The sequence below is a fragment of the Hansschlegelia beijingensis genome, from assembly GCF_045505405.1.
GTDB classification, from domain to species: Bacteria; Pseudomonadota; Alphaproteobacteria; order Rhizobiales; family Methylopilaceae; genus Methylopila; species Methylopila beijingensis_A.
This window is the reverse complement of record NZ_JBJKEX010000035.1, coordinates 1-18046: the sequence shown is the minus strand read 5'-3', so window position 1 is coordinate 18046 and position 18046 is coordinate 1. Positions and strand designations below refer to the sequence as shown.

Annotated in this window: 32 protein-coding genes; 31 read left to right on the top strand and 1 reads right to left on the bottom strand. The window is 67.4% G+C overall.

Annotated features, from left to right (window positions below):
* The 28 genes from ACIKT0_RS04255 to rplQ all read left to right on the top strand — a co-directional run.
* On the top strand, positions 1-126 hold a 126-nt coding region (locus tag ACIKT0_RS04255; protein ID WP_474998493.1), incomplete at its 5' end, for an EF-Tu C-terminal domain-related protein.
* A gap of 75 nt (positions 127-201) precedes the next feature.
* Positions 202-510, top strand: coding sequence for a 30S ribosomal protein S10 (gene rpsJ / locus ACIKT0_RS04250; protein ID WP_020178162.1), 309 nt, complete (start codon positions 202-204; stop codon positions 508-510).
* Between the two features lie 26 nt (positions 511-536).
* Entirely contained in the window at positions 537-1265 is a 729-nt protein-coding gene (gene rplC, locus ACIKT0_RS04245) for a 50S ribosomal protein L3 (RefSeq protein WP_183393850.1), read from the top strand.
* Positions 1265-1888: a 50S ribosomal protein L4 gene (gene rplD, locus ACIKT0_RS04240; RefSeq protein ID WP_407104138.1), complete on the top strand. Its 624-nt coding sequence runs from the start codon at positions 1265-1267 to the stop codon at positions 1886-1888. Before rplC ends, rplD begins: the two co-directional genes overlap by 1 nt.
* Positions 1885-2178 carry a 50S ribosomal protein L23 gene (locus ACIKT0_RS04235; RefSeq protein WP_407104137.1) on the top strand — a complete coding sequence of 98 codons (294 nt, stop codon included), beginning with the start codon at positions 1885-1887 and terminating at the stop codon, positions 2176-2178. The genes rplD and ACIKT0_RS04235 overlap by 4 nt, the downstream gene beginning before the upstream one ends.
* Before the next feature lie 25 nt (positions 2179-2203).
* Complete coding sequence (gene rplB / locus ACIKT0_RS04230; RefSeq protein WP_407104136.1) at positions 2204-3040, top strand: 50S ribosomal protein L2; 837 nt, start codon at positions 2204-2206, stop codon at positions 3038-3040.
* Between the two features lie 12 nt (positions 3041-3052).
* Positions 3053-3331 carry a 30S ribosomal protein S19 gene (gene rpsS / locus ACIKT0_RS04225; protein WP_183393854.1) on the top strand — a complete coding sequence of 93 codons (279 nt, stop codon included), beginning with the start codon at positions 3053-3055 and terminating at the stop codon, positions 3329-3331.
* Between the two features lie 2 nt (positions 3332-3333).
* The gene (gene rplV / locus ACIKT0_RS04220) at positions 3334-3723 is read left to right on the top strand and encodes a 50S ribosomal protein L22 (RefSeq protein WP_183393855.1); all 390 of its coding nucleotides are present in this window, start codon (positions 3334-3336) and stop codon (positions 3721-3723) included.
* 10 nt (positions 3724-3733) lie between these two features.
* Positions 3734-4435 (top strand): 30S ribosomal protein S3, encoded by a 702-nt coding sequence (rpsC, locus tag ACIKT0_RS04215; protein WP_183393856.1) that lies wholly within the window; start codon positions 3734-3736, stop codon positions 4433-4435.
* 23 nt (positions 4436-4458) lie between these two features.
* Positions 4459-4872, top strand: a complete 414-nt coding sequence (rplP, locus tag ACIKT0_RS04210; RefSeq protein ID WP_183393857.1) for a 50S ribosomal protein L16 — start codon at positions 4459-4461, stop codon at positions 4870-4872.
* Positions 4873-4882: 10 nt separating this feature from the next.
* Positions 4883-5092 (top strand): 50S ribosomal protein L29, encoded by a 210-nt coding sequence (gene rpmC, locus ACIKT0_RS04205; RefSeq protein ID WP_183393858.1) that lies wholly within the window; start codon positions 4883-4885, stop codon positions 5090-5092.
* 10 nt (positions 5093-5102) lie between these two features.
* Positions 5103-5375, top strand: a complete 273-nt coding sequence (gene rpsQ / locus ACIKT0_RS04200) for a 30S ribosomal protein S17 (protein ID WP_407104135.1) — start codon at positions 5103-5105, stop codon at positions 5373-5375.
* An 81-nt stretch (positions 5376-5456) separates the two neighbouring features.
* Entirely contained in the window at positions 5457-5825 is a 369-nt protein-coding gene (gene rplN, locus ACIKT0_RS04195; protein WP_183393860.1) for a 50S ribosomal protein L14, read from the top strand.
* Positions 5825-6142, top strand: a complete 318-nt coding sequence (gene rplX / locus ACIKT0_RS04190) for a 50S ribosomal protein L24 (protein WP_407104134.1) — start codon at positions 5825-5827, stop codon at positions 6140-6142. The genes rplN and rplX overlap by 1 nt, the downstream gene beginning before the upstream one ends.
* The gene (rplE, locus tag ACIKT0_RS04185) at positions 6135-6692 is read left to right on the top strand and encodes a 50S ribosomal protein L5 (RefSeq protein ID WP_183393862.1); all 558 of its coding nucleotides are present in this window, start codon (positions 6135-6137) and stop codon (positions 6690-6692) included. Before rplX ends, rplE begins: the two co-directional genes overlap by 8 nt.
* A 12-nt stretch (positions 6693-6704) precedes the next feature.
* Positions 6705-7010 carry a 30S ribosomal protein S14 gene (rpsN, locus tag ACIKT0_RS04180; protein ID WP_407104133.1) on the top strand — a complete coding sequence of 102 codons (306 nt, stop codon included), beginning with the start codon at positions 6705-6707 and terminating at the stop codon, positions 7008-7010.
* 13 nt (positions 7011-7023) lie between these two features.
* Positions 7024-7422: a 30S ribosomal protein S8 gene (gene rpsH / locus ACIKT0_RS04175; protein ID WP_183393864.1), complete on the top strand. Its 399-nt coding sequence runs from the start codon at positions 7024-7026 to the stop codon at positions 7420-7422.
* Positions 7423-7467: 45 nt separating this feature from the next.
* Positions 7468-8001, top strand: coding sequence for a 50S ribosomal protein L6 (gene rplF / locus ACIKT0_RS04170; protein WP_407104132.1), 534 nt, complete (start codon positions 7468-7470; stop codon positions 7999-8001).
* Between the two features lie 12 nt (positions 8002-8013).
* A complete protein-coding gene (gene rplR / locus ACIKT0_RS04165; RefSeq protein WP_407104131.1) occupies positions 8014-8376 on the top strand; it encodes a 50S ribosomal protein L18 in 363 nt (120 codons plus the stop codon).
* 27 nt (positions 8377-8403) lie between these two features.
* Positions 8404-8970, top strand: coding sequence for a 30S ribosomal protein S5 (gene rpsE, locus ACIKT0_RS04160; protein ID WP_128775912.1), 567 nt, complete (start codon positions 8404-8406; stop codon positions 8968-8970).
* A 20-nt stretch (positions 8971-8990) separates the two neighbouring features.
* The gene (gene rpmD / locus ACIKT0_RS04155) at positions 8991-9212 is read left to right on the top strand and encodes a 50S ribosomal protein L30 (protein WP_183393868.1); all 222 of its coding nucleotides are present in this window, start codon (positions 8991-8993) and stop codon (positions 9210-9212) included.
* Positions 9213-9214: 2 nt separating this feature from the next.
* A complete protein-coding gene (gene rplO, locus ACIKT0_RS04150) occupies positions 9215-9697 on the top strand; it encodes a 50S ribosomal protein L15 (protein WP_183394458.1) in 483 nt (160 codons plus the stop codon).
* A gap of 49 nt (positions 9698-9746) precedes the next feature.
* Positions 9747-11087: a preprotein translocase subunit SecY gene (secY, locus tag ACIKT0_RS04145; RefSeq protein WP_407104130.1), complete on the top strand. Its 1341-nt coding sequence runs from the start codon at positions 9747-9749 to the stop codon at positions 11085-11087.
* On the top strand, positions 11084-11680 hold the full coding sequence (locus ACIKT0_RS04140; RefSeq protein WP_407104129.1) for an adenylate kinase: 597 nt from the start codon (positions 11084-11086) through the stop codon (positions 11678-11680). Before secY ends, ACIKT0_RS04140 begins: the two co-directional genes overlap by 4 nt.
* Positions 11681-11872: 192 nt before the next feature.
* Positions 11873-12241: a 30S ribosomal protein S13 gene (gene rpsM, locus ACIKT0_RS04135; protein WP_183393871.1), complete on the top strand. Its 369-nt coding sequence runs from the start codon at positions 11873-11875 to the stop codon at positions 12239-12241.
* Between the two features lie 169 nt (positions 12242-12410).
* Complete coding sequence (gene rpsK / locus ACIKT0_RS04130) at positions 12411-12800, top strand: 30S ribosomal protein S11 (protein WP_020178186.1); 390 nt, start codon at positions 12411-12413, stop codon at positions 12798-12800.
* A gap of 120 nt (positions 12801-12920) precedes the next feature.
* A complete protein-coding gene (locus ACIKT0_RS04125; protein ID WP_183393872.1) occupies positions 12921-13946 on the top strand; it encodes a DNA-directed RNA polymerase subunit alpha in 1026 nt (341 codons plus the stop codon).
* A gap of 57 nt (positions 13947-14003) precedes the next feature.
* Positions 14004-14414 carry a 50S ribosomal protein L17 gene (rplQ, locus tag ACIKT0_RS04120; protein ID WP_183394459.1) on the top strand — a complete coding sequence of 137 codons (411 nt, stop codon included), beginning with the start codon at positions 14004-14006 and terminating at the stop codon, positions 14412-14414.
* Between the two features lie 85 nt (positions 14415-14499).
* Here rplQ and ACIKT0_RS04115 read toward each other — a convergent pair whose 3' ends face one another.
* Entirely contained in the window at positions 14500-14685 is a 186-nt protein-coding gene (locus ACIKT0_RS04115; protein ID WP_407104128.1) for a hypothetical protein, read from the bottom strand.
* A gap of 123 nt (positions 14686-14808) precedes the next feature.
* Between ACIKT0_RS04115 and ACIKT0_RS04110 the strand changes: the two genes are divergently transcribed.
* Genes ACIKT0_RS04110 through crcB form a run of 3 tightly spaced genes read left to right on the top strand, consistent with a single transcriptional unit; the run spans position 14809 to position 17889 of the window.
* A complete protein-coding gene (locus ACIKT0_RS04110; RefSeq protein ID WP_407104127.1) occupies positions 14809-16203 on the top strand; it encodes a DegQ family serine endoprotease in 1395 nt (464 codons plus the stop codon).
* Between the two features lie 3 nt (positions 16204-16206).
* Positions 16207-17511, top strand: coding sequence for a replication-associated recombination protein A (locus tag ACIKT0_RS04105; RefSeq protein WP_407104126.1), 1305 nt, complete (start codon positions 16207-16209; stop codon positions 17509-17511).
* Between the two features lie 3 nt (positions 17512-17514).
* Positions 17515-17889, top strand: a complete 375-nt coding sequence (crcB, locus tag ACIKT0_RS04100) for a fluoride efflux transporter CrcB (RefSeq protein ID WP_407104125.1) — start codon at positions 17515-17517, stop codon at positions 17887-17889.
* Positions 17890-18046: the final 157 nt, after the last annotated feature.

The following is an 18046-nucleotide window of genomic DNA, read 5'->3' as shown; positions in this document are numbered from 1 at the left end:
GGCGACAACATCGCGATGGAGGTGCACCTGATCGTGCCGATCGCGATGGAGGAGAAGCTGCGCTTCGCGATCCGCGAAGGCGGCCGAACCGTCGGCGCCGGCGTCGTCGCCAGCATCATCGAGTGATCGGAACCTTCTTGCTTTGACCGCGGCGGGCGCGCCGGACCTCCGGCGCCGCCCGTCTCGTGGAGACGGACGAACATGAACGGCCAGAACATCCGGATCCGCCTGAAGGCGTTCGATCACCGCATCCTCGACACCTCGACTCGCGAGATCGTGTCGACGGCGAAGCGGACCGGCGCCCAGGTGCGCGGGCCCATCCCGCTGCCGACGCGCATCGAGAAGTTCACCGTGAACCGCTCGCCTCACGTCGACAAGAAGAGCCGCGAACAGTTCGAGATCCGGACGCACAAGCGTCTCCTCGACATCGTCGACCCGACCCCGCAGACCGTGGACGCGCTCATGAAGCTCGACCTCGCGGCCGGCGTGGATGTCGAGATCAAGCTCTGATCGGATTATTCGGAAGGACGACGCAAATGCGGTCCGGACTCATCGCACAGAAGCTGGGCATGACCCGCGTCTTCACGGACGCCGGCGAGCATGTCCCCGTGACGGTGCTGAAGGTTGACCAGTGCCAGGTGGTTGGCCACCGCACTGTTGAAGCTCAGGGCTACGTCGCGCTTCAGCTCGGCGCGGGCTCGCGCAAGCCGAAGAACGTGACGCGCGCCGAGCGCGGTCATTTCGCCAAGGTCGAGGTGGAGCCGAAGCGCAAGCTCGTCGAATTCCGCGTCAGCGAAGATGCGCTGATCCCGGTCGGCGCCGAGCTGACCGCCGACCACTTCGTGGCCGGCCAGCGCGTCGACGTGACCGGCACCTCGATCGGCAAGGGCTTCGCCGGCGCCATGAAGCGGCACAACTTCGGCGGCCTTCGCGCCACCCACGGCGTGTCGATCTCGCACCGTTCGCACGGTTCGACGGGCGGCCGTCAGGATCCCGGCAAGGTCTTCAAGAACAAGAAGATGGCCGGTCACATGGGCGACGTGCGGGTGACCACCCAGAACCTGCGGGTGGTCTCCACCGACGTCGAGCGCGGGCTGATCCTCGTCGAGGGCGCCGTTCCGGGCGCCAAGGGCGGCTGGATCCTGGTGCGCGACGCCGTCAAGACCAAGCTGCCCGAGGGCACCCCGATGCCCGGCTCGTTCCGCGAGCGCGGCGCCGCCGCGGCTTCGGTCGAGACCTCGGCCACCGAGACGGAGAACGCGTGATGGTCGACATCGCGATCACCAAGGCCGATGGCCAGGCCGGCGAGACGGTCACGCTGTCGGACGACATCTTCGGCCTCGAGCCGCGGACGGACATCCTGCACCGCGTCGTGCGCTGGCAGCTCGCCAAGCGCCAGGCCGGCACGCACCAGACGCTCGGCCGCTCGGACATCGCCCGCACGGGCAAGAAGATGTACAAGCAGAAGGGCACGGGCCGCGCCCGTCACGCCCAGGCTTCCGCGCCGCAGTTCCGCGGCGGCGGTCGCGCCTTCGGGCCGGTCGTGCGCTCCCATGCGCATGACCTGCCGAAGAAGGTCCGGGCGCTCGGCCTGAAGCACGCGCTTTCGGCCAAGGCCCGCGATCAGCAGATCGTCGTCGTCGACTCCTTCGGTCTCGAGGACGCCAAGACGAAGGCGTTCAAGGCGCAGATCGAGAAGCTCGGCTTCTCGAACGCGCTGGTGGTCGACGGCGCCGAGGTGAACGCGAACGTCAAGCTCGCCGCTCGCTCCGTGCACACGGTCGACGTGCTGCCGGTTCAGGGCATCAACGTCTACGACATCCTCCGCCGCGACGTGCTGGTGCTGACCAAGGCGGCGATCGATGCGCTGGAGGCGCGCTTCAAATGACCGATCTGCGCCATTACGACGTCATCCGGTCGCCGATCATCACCGAGAAGGCGACCTACGCGTCCGAAGAGAACAAGGTCGTGTTCCAGGTGTCTGACACCGCGACCAAGCCGCAGATCAAGGCTGCGGTGGAGAAGCTCTTCGACGTCAAGGTCGTGAGCGTCAACACGCTGGTCCGCAAGGGCAAGACGAAGCGATTCCGTGGCCGACTCGGCCACCAGTCGGACTCGAAGCGCGCGATCGTGACGTTGGCCGAAGGCCATTCGATCGACGTGACCACGGGTCTCTGAGGCGGGACGGGGAAGGGAGCCGACAATGGCGCTCAAGAGTTACAATCCGATCACGCCCGGCCTCCGCCAGCTGGTGATCGTCGACCGGTCGGCCCTCTACAAGGGTGCGCCGCTCAAGCAGCTGACCGAGGGCCTTTCGTCCAAGGGCGGCCGCAACAACTACGGTCGCGTCACCGTCCGCTTCCGCGGCGGCGGCCACAAGCGGACCTACCGTCTGATCGACTTCAAGCGGCGCAAGCTTGACGTCCCGGCGACGGTGGAGCGGATCGAGTACGATCCGAACCGCTCGGCTTTCATCGCGCTGATCCGCTATGCGGACGGCGAGCTGAGCTACATCCTGGCGCCGCAGCGCCTGCAGGTCGGCGACTCCGTCGTCGCCGGCGCGCAGGTCGACGTGAAGCCCGGCAACGCGATGCCGCTCGGCGCCGCGCCGGTCGGCACGATCGTCCACAATGTGGAGCTCAAGATCGGCCGCGGCGGCCAGATCGCTCGCTCCGCCGGCTCCTACGCGCAGATCGTCGCCCGCGACCAGGGCTACGTCACGCTGCGGCTGAGCTCGGGCGAGCAGCGCCTGGTGCACGGCCAGTGCTTCGGGACCGTCGGCGCCGTGTCGAACCCGGACCACTCGAACATCAACCTCGGCAAGGCTGGGCGTTCGCGCTGGCTTGGCCGGCGTCCGCATAACCGCGGCGTGACCATGAACCCGGTCGATCATCCGCATGGCGGCGGCGAAGGCCGCACCTCGGGCGGCCGCCATCCGGTGACCCCCTGGGGCAAGCCGACCAAGGGCAAGCGGACGCGCAGCAACAAGGCGACCGACAAGTTCATTGTGTCGAGCCGTCACGCCCGGAAGAAGAAGTAAGGAGAGCCGGCCATGGCGCGTTCAGTCTGGAAGGGTCCCTTCGTCGACGGGTACCTGCTGAAGAAGGCGGACGCTGCGCGGTCATCGACCCGCAGTGAGGTCATCAAGACCTGGAGCCGCCGCTCGACGATCCTGCCGCAGTTCGTGGGCCTCACTTTCGGGGTCTACAACGGGCAGAAGCACATTCCCGTGGCGGTCTCTGAAGAGATGATCGGCCACAAGTTCGGCGAGTTCGCCCCGACGCGCACCTTCTACGGGCACGCGGCGGACAAGAAGGCGAAGAGGAAGTAACGATGGGCAAGCAGGCAGCCAAGCGCGCGCTTCCCGACAACGAGGCGAAGGCCGTGCTCCGCATGGTCCGCATCTCGCCGCAGAAGCTGAACCTCGTCGCGCAGATGATCCGCGGCAAGAAGGTCGAGACGGCGCTCGCCGATCTGACCTTCTCGCGCAAGCGGATCGCCGGCCAGGTGAAGAAGACGCTCGAGAGCGCGATCGCCAACGCCGAGAACAATCACGACCTCGACGTCGACGATCTCATCGTTTCGCAGGCCTATGTCGGCAAGTCGATCGTCATGAAGCGCTTCAGCCCCCGCGCCCGCGGCCGCGTCGGCACGATCCAGAAGCCGTTCTCGCACCTGACGATCGTCGTTCGTCAGGTCGAGGCGGAAGCGGCGAAGGCCTGAGGAGAAGACGATGGGTCATAAGGTCAACCCGATCGGGCTTCGGCTCGGCATCAACCGCACCTGGGATTCGCGCTGGTTCGCCAGCAAGGGCGAGTACGGCAAGCTGCTCCGTGAGGACGTGGCGATCCGTGACGCGCTCCTGAAGGACCTCAAGCAGGCGGCGGTCTCCAAGATCGTCATCGAGCGCCCGCACAAGAAGTGCCGGGTGTCGATCTACTCTGCCCGTCCGGGCATCGTGATCGGCAAGAAGGGCGCGGACATCGAGAAGCTTCGCAAGAAGGTCGGCTCGATGACCACCTCCGAGGTGCACATCAACATCGTCGAGGTCCGCAAGCCGGAAGTCGACGCGACGCTGGTGGCCGAGTCGATCGCGCAGCAGCTGGAGCGCCGCGTGGCGTTCCGCCGGGCCATGAAGCGCGCCGTCCAGTCCGCGATGCGGCTCGGGGCCGAGGGCATTCGGATCAACTGCGCCGGCCGCCTCGGCGGCGCCGAGATCGCCCGCACGGAGTGGTATCGCGAGGGTCGCGTTCCGCTGCACACGCTGCGCGCCGACGTGGACTATGGCGTCGCGACCGCCAAGACCGCGATGGGCACCTGCGGCGTGAAGGTCTGGATCTTCAAGGGCGAGGTCATGGAGCACGATCCCATGGCCCAGGACCGGCGTCTTAACGACGGCGACGGCGGTCGTCCGCCGCGCCGCGACCACGCGTGAGCGGGGGCGCAGGAGTTTAAGCCATGCTGCAACCGAAGAAGACTAAGTTCCGCAAGCAGTTCAAGGGCCGCATCAGCGGCGTCGCGAAGGGAGGTTTCGACCTCGACTTCGGGGCGTTCGGTCTGAAGGCTCTTGAGCCGGAGCGCATCACCGCCCGTCAGATCGAAGCCGCACGCCGGGCGCTCACGCGTCACATGAAGCGCGCCGGCCGCGTCTGGATCCGCGTGTTCCCGGACGTGCCGGTCTCCAAGAAGCCGACCGAAGTCCGCATGGGTAAGGGCAAGGGCGCGAACGAGTTCTGGGCCGCCAAGGTGAAGCCGGGCCGCATCATGTTCGAGATCGACGGCGTTTCGGCCGAGATCGCCCGCGAGGCGCTGGCGCTCGCCGCCGCCAAGCTGCCGATCCGCACGCGCTTCGTTCAGCGCATCGCCGAGTGAGGATTTGACCATGGCCAAGGCGCAGGACTTTCGCGCGATGACCGTCGACCAGCTCGACGACGAGCTTGTGAAGCTGAAGAAAGAGCAGTTTAACCTGCGCTTCCAGCGGGCCACCGGCCAGCTCGAGAACACGGCGCGCGTGCGCCAGGTGCGGCGCGACATCGCCCGCATCCGCACTGTCGCGACCGTCAAGCGCGGCGAAGCCGCGACGAAGGCCTGAGGAGGACACCATGCCCAAACGCGTCCTTCTCGGGACTGTCATTTCGGACAAGAACGCCAAGACCGTCGTGGTCAAGGTGGAGCGCCGCTTCACCCATCCGCTTCTCAAGAAGACGGTGCGGCGGACCAAGCACTACCACGCCCATGACGAGGACGGCCGGTTCAAGATCGGCGACCTCGTGTGGATCGAGGAGAGCCGGCCGATCTCGCGCCTCAAGCGCTGGGTCGTCAAGTCGGACGCCTCGGTCAGCCCGGACGCCTCCGCGCCCGCGCCGACTGAGTAACCAAACATCTGAAGGGCCCGCCGGGCGAGGTCCGCGTGAATGCGGATACCGGTCCGGGCGAAATGGAAAGGCTGAACGGCCATGATTCAGATGCAGAGCAATCTCGATGTCGCCGACAATTCCGGCGCCAAGCGAGTGATGTGCATCAAGGTGCTCGGCGGCGCCGGTCGCCGCTATGCGCGCGTCGGCGACGTGATCGTCGTCTCCGTGAAGGAGGCGATCCCGCGCGGCCGCGTAAAGAAGGGCGACGTCATGAAGGCGGTCGTCGTTCGCACCGCCAAGGACATCCGTCGTCTGGACGGTTCGGTGATCCGCTTCGACCGCAATGCGGCCGTGCTGATCAACAACCAGAAAGAGCCGGTGGGCACGCGTATCTTCGGCCCGGTTCCGCGCGAGCTGCGCGCCAAGAACCACATGAAGATCATCTCGCTCGCGCCGGAGGTGTTGTGATGGCCGCGAAGATCAAGAAGGGCGACAAGGTCGTCGTTCTCGCCGGCCGTGACAAGGGCAAGACCGGCGAAGTGCTTCAGGTGATGCCGAAGGACGAGCGCGCCCTGGTGCGCGGCGTGAACATGATCGCGCGTCACCAGAAGCAGACCCAGACGCAGGAAGGCGGCATCATCCGCAAGGAAGCCGCTATCCATCTTTCCAACCTCGCGGTCGCCGATCCGAAGGACGGCAAGGCGACGCGCGTTGGCTTCAAGGTCCTGGACGACGGCCGGAAGGTGCGCGTCGCGACCCGTTCGGGGGAGCAGATCGATGCCTGAGGCAGTCTACACGCCGCGCATGAAGCAGCACTACGACGAGGTGGTGCGCGCGAAGTTGATTGAAGAGTTCGGCTACAAGAACCCGATGGCTGTGCCGGCGATCGAGAAGATCGTCGTCAACATGGGCATCGGCGAGGCTGTCGCCGACTCGAAGAAGGCGATCACCGCCGCCGGCGAGCTCGCCAAGATCACCGGTCAGAAGCCGGTGATCACCAAGGCGCGCAAGTCGATCGCGACCTTCAAGCTGCGCGAGGGCCAGTCGGTCGGCGCCAAGGTGACCCTGCGTCGCCAGCGCATGTACGACTTCCTCGATCGCCTGGTCACGATCGCGCTGCCGCGGGTCCGCGACTTCCGCGGCCTGAACCCCAAGAGCTTCGACGGCCGCGGCAATTTCGCCCTCGGCATCAAGGAGCACATCGTGTTCCCCGAGATCGAGTACGACAAGATCGATCAGGTTTGGGGCATGGACGTCATCGTCTGCACGACGGCGAAGTCTGACGACGAAGCGCGCGCGCTGCTGCGCGCCTTCAACTTCCCCTTCAGGCAGTGACGGGAGGATCGCATGGCTAAGAAAAGCGCGATCGAGAAGAACAACCGGCGCCGCCGCCTGGTCGCCAAGGACGCTGAGAAGCGTGCCGAGCTCAAGGCGATCGCCAAGGACGACAGCCGCGAGCTGGAGGAGCGCTTCGCTGCGCGCCTGAAGCTCGCCGAGTTGCCGCGCAACGGCTCCAAGGTTCGCATCCGCAATCGCTGCGAGATGACGGGCCGGCCGCGGGCCTACTACCGCAAGCTCGGCGTGTCGCGCATCGCGATCCGGGATCTCGGCTCCAAGGGCCTGATTCCCGGTCTCCTGAAGTCGAGCTGGTGAGGAGGAGGGAATCATGTCGATGATCGATCCCCTCGGCGATATGCTGACGCGCATCCGCAACGCGCATATGCGGAACAAGACGTCGTGCTCGACGCCCGGCTCCCGGCTGCGCCAGCACGTGCTGGACGTGCTGCAGGCGGAAGGCTACATCCGGGGTTACACCCAGACGGAGCTGGCCAACGGCCGCACTGAGTTCGAGATCGAACTGAAGTACTACGACGGCGCGCCGGTCATCCGCGAGATTCAGCGGGTGTCCAAGCCGGGCCGCCGGGTGTACGCCTCGGTCAAGAACCTGCCGCGAGTCGCCAACGGCCTCGGCATCTCGATCCTGTCCACGCCCAAGGGCGTGATGGCGGATCATGACGCCCGCGACCAGAACGTGGGTGGGGAGATCCTCTGCCGCGTCTTCTGACGCTTGGGCAGAGGGTTTTCTGGAAGCAGGATACGGAGAGCGATCATGTCGCGCATCGGCAAGAAGCCGGTCGACGTGCCGTCGGGCGTGACCGCGGCGGTTGACGGGCAGAACATCAAGGTCAAGGGTCCGAAGGGCGAGCTCGCCTTTCGTGCGCATGACGACGTCGTCGTCGAGTTCAAGGACGGCAAGATTTCGGTCCAGCCGCGCGAGGACACCAAGCGCGCGCGGTCGATGTGGGGCATGTCGCGGACGATGGTGCAGAACCTCGTCACCGGCGTGACCTCGGGCTTCGAGAAGAAGCTCGAGATCAGCGGCGTCGGCTATCGCGCCGCCGTCCAGGGCAAGAACCTGGTGCTGGCGCTCGGCTACAGCCACGACGTCGTCTATCCGATCCCGGACGGCATCCAGATCGTGGCCGGCAAGCCGACGGAGCTCACCGTGAGCGGCGTCGACAGCCAGCGCGTCGGTCAGGTGGCCGCCGAGATCCGGGACTTCCGCCGCCCCGAGCCTTACAAGGGCAAGGGCGTGAAGTACGCGGGCGAGTTCATCTTCCGCAAGGAAGGCAAGAAGAAGTAAGGGCCCGGAACCATGTCGAAGAATCTCGCGACCCAGGCCCGCCGCAAGGCGCGCGTCCGCCGGGCCCTCCTGGCCAACGCCAACGGCCGTCCGCGGCTGTCCGTCCATCGCTCGTCGAAGCAGATCTACGCTCAGGTCATCGACGACGCGAAGGGCGTGACGCTCGCCGCAGCCTCCACGCTCGACAAGGACTTCCGCGCCAGCGGCAAGACCGGGGCGGACATGGCGGCCGCCCAGGCGGTCGGCAAGCTCGTGGCCGAGCGCGCCAAGGCGGCTGGCGTCAAGGACGTCGTGTTCGACCGCGGCGCATACATCTATCACGGCCGGGTCAAAGCCCTGGCCGAGGCCGCCCGTGAGGGCGGGCTCAACTTCTGAAGCCCGCTCGAGGCGAGAGGATAGCAAATGGCTCGTGAGCCCAGAGAGAACCGCCGCGATCGCGACCGCGAGGACAGCGAGTTCGTCGACAAGCTCGTCCACATCAACCGCGTCGCCAAGGTCGTCAAGGGCGGCCGGCGCTTCGGCTTCGCCGCGCTCGTCGTCGTGGGCGACCAGAAGGGCCGCGTCGGCTTCGGCCACGGCAAGGCTCGTGAGGTTCCGGAGGCGATCCGCAAGGCGACCGAGAGCGCCAAGCGTGGTCTGATCCGCGTTCCGCTGCGCGAGGGCCGCACGCTTCACCACGACGTCGACGGTCGCCATGGCGCCGGCCGCGTCGTGCTGCGCGCCGCTCCGGCCGGCACCGGCATCATCGCCGGCGGTCCGATGCGCGCCGTGTTCGAGACGCTCGGCGTCCATGACGTCGTCGCCAAGTCGCTGGGCTCTTCGAACCCGTACAACATGGTGCGTGCCACCTTCGACGCCCTCAAGGCCGAGGACAGCCCGCGCTCCGTCGCCGCCCGCCGCGGTCTCAAGGTTTCGACGCTGCAGGCTCGCCGCCGCGACGTCGACGCTGACGCCGTCGCCGAAGGCTGACGGTTTTTAGGAGCTTGATCATGGCTGACGCCGCCAAGAAGAAGTCTCAGTCCGGCAGCGTGACGGTGGTCCAGACCGGCTCGTCCACCCGCCGTCCTGCCGACCAGCACGCCACGCTCGTGGGCCTCGGCCTCGGGCGCATCGGCAAGCGCCGCGAACTGGCCGATACGCCCGCCGTTCGCGGGATGATCGCGAAGGTCGCGCACCTCGTGCGCGTCGAGACGCCTGCGGGAGAGAAGTGATGGTGAAGCTCAACGACCTCCGGGACAATCCCGGCGCGACCAAGGAGCGGATCCGCGTTGGCCGCGGCATCGGCTCGGGCAAGGGCAAGACCGGCGGCCGCGGCGTGAAGGGCCAGAAGTCCCGCACCGGCGTCGCCATCAAGGCGTTCGAGGGCGGCCAGATGCCGCTCTATCGTCGCCTGCCGAAGCGCGGCTTCCACAACCTGTTCGCCAAGGACCTCAACGAGGTGAACCTGGCGCGTCTGCAGCAGGCGGTGGACGCCGGCAAGCTCGACGCGTCGAAGCCGGTGACGGAAGCGGCGCTCATCGAGGCCGGCGTGCTGTCGAAGAAGCGCGACGGCGTGAAGGTGCTCGGCCGCGGCGAGCTGACGACGAAGCTCGACCTCGAGGTCTACGCGGTCTCGAAGAGCGTCTCGGACGCCATCGAGAAGCTCGGCGGCAAGGTGACGCTGCTCGCTCCCCAGAAGGATGCGGACGCCGCCTGACGTCCCTATCTGGGGGCGGCGTATGTACTCCTATTCGTGGACGTGATCGATGGCTTCCGCCGCTGAGCAGCTTGCTGCCAACCTGAACTTCTCCGCCTTTTCGAAGGCGGACGAACTCAAGAAGCGCATCTGGTTCACGCTCGGCGCGCTGCTCGTCTACCGGCTCGGGACCTACATCCCGATGCCGGGCATCAACCCGGTGGCGCTGGCGGAGCTCTTCCGCCAGCAGTCGACCGGCATCATCGGCCTGTTCAACATGTTCTCCGGGGGCGCGGTCGGCCGTATGGCGATCTTCGCCCTGGCGATCATGCCCTACATCTCCGCCTCCATCATCGTGCAGCTGATGACCACGGTCTCGCCGCACCTCGAGGCGCTGAAGAAGGAGGGAGAGCAGGGCCGGAAGGTCATCAACCAGTACACGCGTTACGGCACGGTGGCGCTCGCCGCCGTCCAGGCCTACGGCATCGCCGTCGGTCTCGAGGGCCAGCAGAACGTCGTCGTCGATCCGGGCCTGTTCTTCCGCCTCTCGACCGTCGTGACGCTGACCGGCGGCACGATGTTCCTGATGTGGCTGGGCGAGCAGATCACCGCTCGCGGCATCGGCAACGGCATCTCGCTGATCATCTTCGCCGGCATCGTGGCCGAGCTGCCCCAAGCGCTCGCCGGGACGCTCGAGCTCAGCCGCCAGGGCGCGCTCTCGACCGGCCTGATCCTCGCCGTGATGGTCATGGCCGTCGCTGTCATCGCCTTCATCGTCTACGTCGAACGGGCCCAGCGGCGGCTGCTGATCCAGTATCCGAAGCGCCAGGTCTCACAGAACAAGATGACGGGCGGCGAGTCCTCGCATCTGCCGCTGAAGCTCAACACCGCGGGCGTCATCCCGCCGATCTTCGCGTCGTCGCTGCTGCTGCTTCCGACCACGATCGCGAACTTCTCGGCCTCGCAGGCCGGGGGCTCCGGCTGGCTGAGCGTGATCACCACGCACCTGGCGCATGGCCGCCCGCTCTACATGGTGCTCTACGTCGCGCTGATCGTGTTCTTCGCGTTCTTCTACACCGCGATCGTCTTCAATCCGAAGGAGACGGCCGACAACCTGAAGAAGTATGGCGGCTTCATTCCGGGCATCCGGCCCGGCGATCGCACCGCCGAGTACATCGACTATGTGTTGACTCGCATCACGGTGGTCGGCGCGGCTTACATCGCCCTGGTCTGCGTGATCCCGGAGATCCTCATCTCGTACGCAGCGGTTCCGTTCTACTTTGGCGGCACATCGCTCCTGATCGTCGTTTCCGTGACGATGGATACGGTCGCGCAGGTTCAGGGCCACCTTTACGCGGCGCAGTACGAGGGCCTGATCAAGAAGGCCAAGCTGAGGGGTAAGCGCAGATGAGGCTGATTCTCCTGGGACCGCCCGGCGCCGGCAAGGGAACGCAGGCGGAGCGTCTCGTCGAGAAGAACGGCATCATCCAGCTCTCGACGGGCGACATGCTGCGGGCTGCGGTCGCGGCCGGCAGCCCGGATGGCCTCGAGGCCAAGGACCTGATGGCCCGTGGGCAGCTCTGCCCGGACGGCCTGGTGGTCAAGATCGTCGCCGATCGGATCAGCCAGCCGGACGCGCAGCGGGGCTTCATCCTCGACGGCTTTCCGCGCACGGTGAGCCAGGCCGAGGCGCTCGAGCAGATGCTCGAGCAGAAGGACATGAAGCTCGACGCGGTGATCGAGCTGGCGGTCGACGAGAACGCGCTGCTGGCGCGGGTGGAGGGCAGGGCGCGCGACGCGGCCGCCGCCGGCAAGCCGCTCAGGAGCGACGACGCTCCCGAAGTGGTCGCCCGGCGCATCGCGGATTATCGCGAGGTCACGAGCCGGCTCCGGCCGTTCTACAAGGAGCGCGGGATCTACGCCTCCGTGGACGGCATGGCGCCGATCGAGGACGTCGCGCGCGCGATCGACGAGGTGCTGGCCGAGACCAAGGCGTCCGCCTGACGCGGCCAGAAGGTAATTTGGGCTTGACGCGGGGCGAACGAGACGCTACGCGCAGGCCCTCACCTATAGAGTGATGACTGCTGGGCGTCACGACGCCCAGCTTTTCTTTCGTTTTGCCGATGCGCAAGGGCCGGGCTCCACCGGACGCGCGTCAGTCCCGGCCTCGGCCGGATCTCACATGGAGACTGCCTCGTGGCCCGTATCGCCGGCGTAAACATCCCGACGAACAAGCGCGTGATCATCGCGCTTCAGTACATTCACGGCATCGGCGCCAAGAAGGCCGAGGAGATCTGCGAAAAGGTCGCGATCCCGTCGGAGCGCCGGGTCAACCAGCTGACCGACGCCGAAGTCATCCAGATCCGCGAGACCATCGATCGCGACTACATGGTCGAGGGCGACCTGCGGCGCGAAGTCTCGATGAACATCAAGCGCCTGATGGACCTCGGCTCCTATCGCGGCCTGCGGCACCGCCGCGGCCTGCCGGTCCACGGCCAGCGCACGCACACCAACGCCCGCACCCGCAAGGGCAAGGCGAAGCCGATCGCCGGCAAGAAGAAGTAACGGCCCGCGGCCGTTAGGCCGCGGATCGCGCGCCGGTCGCTTCGGCGGCCGGTCGCCCTCCCGCGAGGGCGAACTGGAAAAGCTCCCGGGTCGGCTCTCGCCGGCCGGGGATGACGCAAAACTCCCGAGCGCCTGGAACTACGGGCGCGCCTGAAGGATCGAAAGTTATATGGCCAAGGAAGCCCAGCGCATTCGCCGCCGCGAGCGCAAGAATATCGCTTCGGGCGTCGCGCATGTGAACGCGACGTTCAACAACACGATGATCACCATCACCGACGCACAGGGCAACACCGTGTCCTGGTCGTCCGCCGGCGCGCAGGGCTTCAAGGGCTCGCGCAAGTCGACGCCCTACGCCGCGCAGGTCGCGGCCGAGGACGCGGCCAAGAAGGCGGCCGAGCACGGCATGCGGACGCTTGAGGTCGAGGTTCGCGGTCCCGGCTCCGGCCGTGAGTCGGCGCTCCGGGCCCTTCAGGCCGCCGGCTTCATGGTGACTTCGATCCGCGACGTGACCCCGATCCCGCACAATGGCTGCCGGCCGCGCAAGCGCCGGCGGGTCTGAGCAGACCGCCGGTTTTGCGTGCGCCCCGTTCGCGGGGCGCGTGTCCGTTTCAGGCCCCCGTCTCGGCGGCGAGGCCTACTGTGGAGCGCGAGGGCGCGTTTCCACGGTGACTGACGAAGGATGCAGTCCGTGATCCAGAAGAACTGGCAAGACCTGATCAAGCCGAACAAGCTCGAGGTCACCTCGAGCGGCCGTGGCGACCGCATCGCCACCATGGTCGCCGAGCCGCTCGAGCGGGGCTTCGGCCTCACGCTCGGCAACGCGCTGCGCCGCATCCTGCTGTCGTCGCTCCAGGGCGCGGCGGTGACCTCGGTGCATATCGACGGCGTGCTGCACGAGTTCTCGTCGATCCCGGGCGTGCGCGAAGACGTGACCGACATCGTCCTCAACATCAAGGACGTGGCGATCAAGATGCAGGGCGAAGGCCCGAAGCGGATGGTGCTGCGCAAGCAGGGCCCCGGTCAGGTCGTCGCCGGCGACATCCAGGTGGTGGGCGACGTCCAGATCCTGAACCCGGACCTGGCGCTCTGCACGCTGGACGACGGCGCCGAGATCCGCATGGAGTTCACCGTCGACACCGGCAAGGGCTACGTCCCGGCGGATCGCAACCGTCCCGAGGACGCGCCGATCGGCCTGATCCCGGTCGACAGCCTGTACTCGCCTGTCAAGAAGGTCTCCTACCGCGTTGAGAACACGCGTGAAGGTCAGATCCTCGACTATGACAAGCTGACGCTGACGGTTGAGACCAACGGTTCGGTGTCGCCCGAGGACGCGGTCGCCTACGCGGCGCGCATCCTGCAGGACCAGCTCGAAGTGTTCGTGAACTTCGAGGAGCCGAAGAAGGAAGCCGCTCCGTCCGCCATCCCGGAGCTTGCCTTCAACCCGGCGCTGCTCAAGAAGGTCGACGAGCTCGAGCTTTCGGTCCGTTCGGCGAACTGCCTGAAGAACGACAACATCGTCTACATCGGCGACCTCATCCAGAAGACCGAGGCGGAGATGCTCCGCACTCCGAACTTCGGCCGGAAGTCGCTGAACGAGATCAAGGAAGTGCTCGCCCAGATGGGCCTGCACCTCGGGATGGAAGTCGGCGGCTGGCCGCCGGACAACATCGACGAACTCGCCAAGCGCTTCGAAGAACACTACTGAGATCGCTGAGCTCGGCGGCCAGGCCGCCTGAGCTCCGAAGGAGAAGACGAAATGTCCATGCACGCCCGGCGGGGACGCCGCTTCAACCGGCTGCAGAGCCACCGGAAGGCGATGTTCGCCAACCTCGCGCTCTCGCTGATCGAGCACGAGCAGATCGTGACCACCCTGCCGAAGGCGAAAGACCTTCGTCCGGTGGTCGAGAAGCTCGTGACCCTCGCCAAGCGCGGCGACCTGCACGCGCGCCGTCAGGCGATCTCCGAGATCCGCCACGTCCCGACCGTGAAGAAGCTCTTCGACACGATCGGCCCGCGCTACAAGGACCGCAACGGCGGCTACCTGCGGATCATCAAGGCCGGTTTCCGCCATGGCGACAACGCGCCGGTGGCGGTGATCGAATTCGTCGAGCGTGACGTCGACGCCAAGGGCGCCGCCGACCGCGCCCGCGCCGAGGCGGAGGCCGCCGCCTGATCAGGCGACGGCTCTTCTTCGATCTCTGAAAGCGGCCGGCGACGGCCGCTTTTTCGTTTCTGAGGGTCTGGTCCCGCGGCGCGCCTTAGCGGCGCGACCAGGCGGCGAGGGCGAGGCCGGCCGCGGCAAGCGCGGCGCCGTAATAGGCCCACTGGGGCTGACGGATCATGAAGCTCGAGGCAGGCCAGGCGACGTAGCCGAGGCCCTGGCCGATCCACAGCCCGCCGACCGCGATCGCCGCAAGTCCGATGATCAGCAGAAGCGTTCGCATGAGGCCGTCTCCAGGCTTCGGTTCGGCGGCCGGCGCTGTCGCGCGGCCATGTCGCGGTTTCGCAATCGGCGCGTCGGCCTTATGTCAGACGCCGCCTCACAGAACCTGAGCGGAGCGCGTTTCATGAAGCTCACCGCCGCGATCCTCACCCTGGTCGCCGCCCTCGTCCTCCCCGCCCAAGCGCAGGAGCGGCGGCTGCCGGAGAGTCGTGAGGAGATCAAGCTCTCTTTCGCGGCGGTGGTGCATCACGTTACGCCGGCCGTGGTGAACATTTACGCCAGCCGGACCGAGCGGCGGCAGCGCAATCCGTTGTTCGACGATCCCTTCTTCCGCCAGTTCTTCGGAGACCGCGGCAGGCCGCGCGAACGGGTGCAGCGGTCGCTCGGCTCCGGCGTGATCGTCGGGTCCGACGGTCTGGTGGTCACGAACAATCACGTGGTCGAGGGCATGACCGAGGTCCGCGTCGCGCTGGCCGACAAGCGCGAGTTCGAGGCCAAGATCCTGCTCAAGGACCAGCGCGCCGATATCGCCGTGCTGAAGATCGGCGACGGCTCGGAGAAATTTCCGACCCTCGACTTCGCCGACTCGGACGCGGTGCAGGTGGGCGATCTGGTGCTCGCCGTCGGCAATCCGTTCGGCGTCGGCCAGACGGTCACGTCGGGCATCGTCTCGGCGCTCGCGCGCACCCAGATCGGCGTCGACGACTACCAGTCCTTCATCCAGACGGACGCCGCGATCAATCCCGGCAACTCGGGAGGCGCGCTTGTCGATCTCGACGGCAAGCTCGTCGGCATCAACACGGCGATCTTCTCCCAGTCCGGCGGCTCGGTCGGCATCGGCTTCGCGATCCCGTCGAACATGGTTCGGGTCGTGCTGTCGTCGGCTCGCTCCGGCGCGAAGTCGGTCGTCCGCCCCTGGTTCGGCGCCTCGCTGCAGACGGTCACGCCGGAGCTCGCGGAAGGCCTCGGCCTCAAGGTTCCGACGGGCGTGCTGGTCGCGAGCGTTGCGCCGGATTCGCCTGCCGCGAAGGCCGGCGTCGAGCAGGGCGATCTGGTGGTCGCCGTGGACGGCCGGCCGGTCGACGGCGTCGAGGGCTTCAACTACCGCTTCGCGACCCGGCCCGTCGGAGGGCAGGCGGAGGTGACGCTGAGCCGCGGCGGCGCCGAGCGCAAGGTCCGGGTCGAGCTGTCGCGCGCCCCCGAGGTTCCGGCGCGCGAAGACCGCTTGCTCCGAAGCGACTCGCCTTTCCAGGGCGCCACGGTCGGCAATCTGTCGCCGGCGCTCGCCGACGAGATGTCGCTCGACCAGGCGTTGCGCGGCGTCGTGGTGATGGAGATCGCCGACGGCTCGATCGCCCAGCAGCTCGGCTTCCAGAAGGGCGACATCGTGCGGGCGGTGAACGACGCGAAGGTCGGGAACGTGCGCGATCTCGTCCGGATTTCGTCCAGTCGCCCTCGCGTCTGGAAGGTTACGATCGAGCGCGACGGGCATACCATCACGTCCGTGTTCGGAGGCTGATGCGTGGCGAACCTGTTCGAGGCGGCTGGACTTGAGCGCGACGCGCCGCGGCCGCTCGCCGACAGGCTTCGCCCGCAGACGCTCGACGAAGTCATCGGCCAGGAACATCTTCTGGGGCCGGACGGCGCGCTCGGCCGCCTGGTGGCGGCGCGCAGCCTCGGAAGCCTGATCTTCTGGGGGCCGCCCGGGACCGGCAAGACGACGGTGGGCCGTCTGCTCGCGGACGCCACGAACCTCGCTTTTGAGCCGATCTCGGCGATCTTCTCGGGGGTCGCCGATCTGAAGAAGGTGTTCGAGACCGCGCGGGCCCGCCGCGCGGCCGGCCGCGGCACATTGCTGTTCGTCGACGAGATTCACCGCTTCAACAAGGCGCAGCAGGACAGCTTCCTGCCGGTCATGGAGGACGGCACCGTCACGCTCGTCGGCGCGACGACCGAGAACCCGTCCTTCGCGCTGAACGCGGCTCTGCTGTCGCGGGCGCGCGTGCTGGTCTTCAGGTCGCTCGACGCGGAGGCGATCGAGAAGCTGCTTGCGCGCGCCGAAGCGATCGAGGGCAGGGCGCTTCCGCTCGATCCGGGGGCGCGCGCCGCGCTCATCCGGATGGCGGACGGCGACGGCCGCGCCTCGCTCACCCTCGCCGAGGAGATCTGGCGCGCCGCGCGGCCTGACGAGGTGTTCGACGCCGAACGGGTGCAGGACGTCGTGCAGCGGCGCGCGCCGATCTACGACAAGTCCGCGGACGGGCACTACAACCTGATCTCGGCGCTCCACAAATCGGTGCGCGGCTCGGACCCGGACGCCGCGCTCTACTGGCTGGCGCGCATGCTCGACGCCGGAGAGGATCCGCTCTACCTCGCGCGCCGGCTGATCCGCATGGCCTCCGAGGACATCGGCCTCGCGGATCCGCAGGCGCTCACCGTCGCGATCGCGGCCCGCGACGCCTATGAGCAGCTCGGCACGCCCGAGGGGGAGCTCGCCCTCGCCGAATGCGTGGTCCATCTCGCGACCGCCCCGAAGTCGAACGCTGTCTACGTCGCCTACAAGCGCGCCCGCGCCGCCGCGAAGGAGCACGGCTCGCTGCCGCCGCCCAAGCACATCCTGAACGCGCCGACCAAGCTGATGAAGTCGGAAGGCTACGGCGCCGGCTACGCCTACGATCACGACGCGCCGGAAGCCTTTTCCGGCCAGGACTACTTCCCGGAGGCGATGGGCCGCCGGCGGTTCTACGATCCCCCGGACCGGGGCTTCGAGCGCGAACTCAGGAAGCGGCTCGACTATTGGGCGAAGCTCCGGGCGGAGCGGGAGTAGATCATGGTCCCCGTGCTTCTGGTCGCGCTCGGAGGAGCGTTGGGGTCCGTCGCCCGCTATCTCGTCAACATCGCGAGCAGCCGTGTTTTCGGGATGGGCTTTCCGTGGGGCACCTTGACCGTGAATGTCGTCGGCGGCTTCGCCATGGGGCTGCTCGCGGCCCTGCTGGCGCTGAAGGGCGGGTCTCAGGAGATGCGCGTATTCCTGATGACGGGGGTGCTCGGCGGGTTCACGACGTTCTCGGCCTTCTCGCTCGACGCCGTGGCGCTGTGGGAGCGCGGCGCGGCCGGCCTTGCGGCGGGCTATGTGGCGGCCTCCGTCGCGCTCTCGATCGGGGCGCTGTTCGGCGGCCTCGCGCTCGGGCGCGCTCTGGGGTAAAAGGCCAGTTCTTCTCACTCGAAACGCAAGTCGCCGACGCCCCGCAAGCCGGGCGTCGCGGCCGTGTCGGCGAACCGAAAGCACGTCCCCGATGGCCGACCGCCCCTCACGCGGACCCAAGCCAGGATCCCGCCCCCCCGCGCGCACCAAGACCGGC

What these genes read in the sequence shown, in the direction of transcription:
- rpsJ (WP_020178162.1), top strand. Translation starts at nt 202, where the DNA reads ATGAACGGCCAGAACATCCGGATCCGCCTGAAGGCGTTCGATCACCGC.
- rplC (WP_183393850.1), top strand. Translation starts at nt 537, where the DNA reads ATGCGGTCCGGACTCATCGCACAGAAGCTGGGCATGACCCGCGTCTTC.
- rplD (WP_407104138.1), top strand. Translation starts at nt 1,265, where the DNA reads ATGGTCGACATCGCGATCACCAAGGCCGATGGCCAGGCCGGCGAGACG.
- ACIKT0_RS04235 (WP_407104137.1), top strand. Translation starts at nt 1,885, where the DNA reads ATGACCGATCTGCGCCATTACGACGTCATCCGGTCGCCGATCATCACC.
- rplB (WP_407104136.1), top strand. Translation starts at nt 2,204, where the DNA reads ATGGCGCTCAAGAGTTACAATCCGATCACGCCCGGCCTCCGCCAGCTG.
- rpsS (WP_183393854.1), top strand. Translation starts at nt 3,053, where the DNA reads ATGGCGCGTTCAGTCTGGAAGGGTCCCTTCGTCGACGGGTACCTGCTG.
- rplV (WP_183393855.1), top strand. Translation starts at nt 3,334, where the DNA reads ATGGGCAAGCAGGCAGCCAAGCGCGCGCTTCCCGACAACGAGGCGAAG.
- rpsC (WP_183393856.1), top strand. Translation starts at nt 3,734, where the DNA reads ATGGGTCATAAGGTCAACCCGATCGGGCTTCGGCTCGGCATCAACCGC.
- rplP (WP_183393857.1), top strand. Translation starts at nt 4,459, where the DNA reads ATGCTGCAACCGAAGAAGACTAAGTTCCGCAAGCAGTTCAAGGGCCGC.
- rpmC (WP_183393858.1), top strand. Translation starts at nt 4,883, where the DNA reads ATGGCCAAGGCGCAGGACTTTCGCGCGATGACCGTCGACCAGCTCGAC.
- rpsQ (WP_407104135.1), top strand. Translation starts at nt 5,103, where the DNA reads ATGCCCAAACGCGTCCTTCTCGGGACTGTCATTTCGGACAAGAACGCC.
- rplN (WP_183393860.1), top strand. Translation starts at nt 5,457, where the DNA reads ATGATTCAGATGCAGAGCAATCTCGATGTCGCCGACAATTCCGGCGCC.
- rplX (WP_407104134.1), top strand. Translation starts at nt 5,825, where the DNA reads ATGGCCGCGAAGATCAAGAAGGGCGACAAGGTCGTCGTTCTCGCCGGC.
- rplE (WP_183393862.1), top strand. Translation starts at nt 6,135, where the DNA reads ATGCCTGAGGCAGTCTACACGCCGCGCATGAAGCAGCACTACGACGAG.
- rpsN (WP_407104133.1), top strand. Translation starts at nt 6,705, where the DNA reads ATGGCTAAGAAAAGCGCGATCGAGAAGAACAACCGGCGCCGCCGCCTG.
- rpsH (WP_183393864.1), top strand. Translation starts at nt 7,024, where the DNA reads ATGTCGATGATCGATCCCCTCGGCGATATGCTGACGCGCATCCGCAAC.
- rplF (WP_407104132.1), top strand. Translation starts at nt 7,468, where the DNA reads ATGTCGCGCATCGGCAAGAAGCCGGTCGACGTGCCGTCGGGCGTGACC.
- rplR (WP_407104131.1), top strand. Translation starts at nt 8,014, where the DNA reads ATGTCGAAGAATCTCGCGACCCAGGCCCGCCGCAAGGCGCGCGTCCGC.
- rpsE (WP_128775912.1), top strand. Translation starts at nt 8,404, where the DNA reads ATGGCTCGTGAGCCCAGAGAGAACCGCCGCGATCGCGACCGCGAGGAC.
- rpmD (WP_183393868.1), top strand. Translation starts at nt 8,991, where the DNA reads ATGGCTGACGCCGCCAAGAAGAAGTCTCAGTCCGGCAGCGTGACGGTG.
- secY (WP_407104130.1), top strand. Translation starts at nt 9,747, where the DNA reads ATGGCTTCCGCCGCTGAGCAGCTTGCTGCCAACCTGAACTTCTCCGCC.
- ACIKT0_RS04140 (WP_407104129.1), top strand. Translation starts at nt 11,084, where the DNA reads ATGAGGCTGATTCTCCTGGGACCGCCCGGCGCCGGCAAGGGAACGCAG.
- rpsK (WP_020178186.1), top strand. Translation starts at nt 12,411, where the DNA reads ATGGCCAAGGAAGCCCAGCGCATTCGCCGCCGCGAGCGCAAGAATATC.
- ACIKT0_RS04125 (WP_183393872.1), top strand. Translation starts at nt 12,921, where the DNA reads ATGCAGTCCGTGATCCAGAAGAACTGGCAAGACCTGATCAAGCCGAAC.
- rplQ (WP_183394459.1), top strand. Translation starts at nt 14,004, where the DNA reads ATGCACGCCCGGCGGGGACGCCGCTTCAACCGGCTGCAGAGCCACCGG.
- ACIKT0_RS04115 (WP_407104128.1), bottom strand. Translation starts at nt 14,685, where the DNA reads ATGCGAACGCTTCTGCTGATCATCGGACTTGCGGCGATCGCGGTCGGC.
- ACIKT0_RS04110 (WP_407104127.1), top strand. Translation starts at nt 14,809, where the DNA reads ATGAAGCTCACCGCCGCGATCCTCACCCTGGTCGCCGCCCTCGTCCTC.
- crcB (WP_407104125.1), top strand. Translation starts at nt 17,515, where the DNA reads ATGGTCCCCGTGCTTCTGGTCGCGCTCGGAGGAGCGTTGGGGTCCGTC.